Raw genomic sequence first — 1,954 nt, 5'->3', positions numbered from 1 at the left:
CGCAGCGTCATGGCCGAGGCTACTGGTCTCAGGTATCAACCGGGTCATTGTTATTAGTAAGAACGTTGGTGTTTATTGCCATTTATTACTTACTGAGCGCGTATTACTTTGGTTTTAGCTTCGAACGTCTGAGTGTGAATCACATTGCCAAAGCAGGTGAGCTCTTAACCATGCTCTTCCCGTTCTTGCTGGGTTGTTGTGGGTTAGGCTTTTGGCTTGGCTATCTACTACCAAGAAGAGAACTGGTCACCTTGGTGGTTCTAGTCAGTTCAATGCCTCTCATCTTTTTAGCTGGCTTCATTTGGCCAGTTGAGTCGATACCTGCGCCACTGCTTTGGATAGCCGATTTGAGCCCGAGTACTTGGGCAATAAAAGGCTTCTTGGCGCTCAACCAAATGGGCGCGACATGGCAGCAAGTTGCCAAACATTGGACAGCATTGTGGTTGCTTGTTGCGCTATGGGGTGGCGTGGCGTATTGGATAGCAAAACGTAACAACAAACCCGTTGTTACCGAAAGCCTAAGTTAATTTTTCTCTGCAGCTCAAAGAGATAAGTTGACAGAAATCACAATTCCACGACCAGATGAACAACAAAGGGGGCGAACTATCGCCCCCTTTGTTGTATTTGAACGCCTCACAACCTCAGATTGAAATTGACTTTAATCAAGGATTCGTCCGATAAATAACTTTAAACATTTGTGACAAATTTGTAAGCAACACTCACAATAGCCAGCTCCAGCTTGACGTACAAAAATCCATCATTTTTAACATCGTTTTTTGCCATAAAAACCATCGAATTTTTGCATTTTATCGAATAACACCTTTCCTATACCGTAATTTTCGAGCGCACCAACGACTGTTTTATCAGCGGTTTCACAAGAAGTGCGCCGCTCTAGTGAGAGTCGAAAATCACGTCAAAAGGAAGTTATTATGAAAACTCTTATCGCAGTGAGTGTTTTATCTATATTGTCTTTCGGTGCCCATGCTGAACGTCAATCCAACGAACCCATCAAGGTCATCGAACCCATTTCTGGGCTCGACAGTAAAAAGATTGAATTGGGTAAAACGCTGTGGTTTGAACCGAGACTGTCGGCGTCGAACACCATTTCTTGCAACTCTTGCCATAACATCGCTAAAGGTGGCGTTGATAACTTACCAAGCTCAATTGGTCACAAATGGTCAATTGGTCCAATCAACTCACCTACGGTGTTTAATTCAGATTTGAATTTCGTTCAATTTTGGAATGGGCGAGCGAAAGATCTGCAAGAGCAAGCCGCAGGCCCTATCGAAAACCCATTGGAAATGGCATTTACCCACCAGCTCGCGGTCGACACTCTTCAATCTATCCCTCAATACCGCAAGTGGTTTCAACAAGCTTATGGCAGCGACAATATCACCATTGATAACGTGACCGATGCTATCGCAACATTTGAACAAACGCTGCGTACGCCAAACTCTCCATTCGATTTATGGTTGAAAGGTAACGACGACGCACTCACTACAGCACAAGTGGAAGGCTATCAACTGTTTAAAGACAAAGGCTGTACTGCTTGTCACAGCGGGCCATTAGCGGGCGGACAAATGTATCAAAAAATGGGGTTAGTGAAGCCATTTACGACAGACAACCCAGATGTTGGCCGCAAAGCCATTACCGGAAGTGATTTCGATAAGTTCGTCTTCAAAGTCCCAACCTTACGTAACGTAGAATTGACCTACCCGTACTTCCATGACGGGTCTGTTTGGGATCTTCAAGAAGCGGTAGAAATGATGGCCGATCTGCAACTTGGTCAAAAGCTAACAAAAGAAGAGTCCACCAAAATCACTGAATTCTTACGTTCTCTGACAGGTGAGCAACCACAAGTCACCTTGCCTCACTTACCACCATCAACTCATGAAACCGCAAGGCCAAATATTTAAAATTTGGTTGGCACTAGATAGAACAAAGGAGCCGAAAG

The 1,954-nt window shown here is 44.5% G+C and carries 2 protein-coding genes; both read left to right on the top strand.

From position 1 onward, the window contains the following. Nucleotides 1-527, top strand: a 527-nt coding sequence (locus tag R8269_RS23615; protein ID WP_318222702.1) for an ABC transporter permease, incomplete at its 5' end; no start/stop codon positions are given. A gap of 402 nt (nucleotides 528-929) precedes the next feature. Then, nucleotides 930-1,916, top strand: a complete 987-nt coding sequence (locus R8269_RS23610; protein ID WP_005464337.1) for a cytochrome-c peroxidase — start codon at nucleotides 930-932, stop codon at nucleotides 1,914-1,916. The last annotated feature ends 38 nt before the right edge of the window (nucleotides 1,917-1,954 follow it).

Source organism: Vibrio sp. Vb0667, from assembly GCF_033391095.1.
The sequence above is the reverse complement of the archived record's forward strand: the minus strand, read 5'-3'. Positions and strand labels throughout refer to the sequence as shown.

What these genes read in the sequence shown, in the direction of transcription:
- R8269_RS23610 (WP_005464337.1), top strand. Translation starts at nt 930, where the DNA reads ATGAAAACTCTTATCGCAGTGAGTGTTTTATCTATATTGTCTTTCGGT.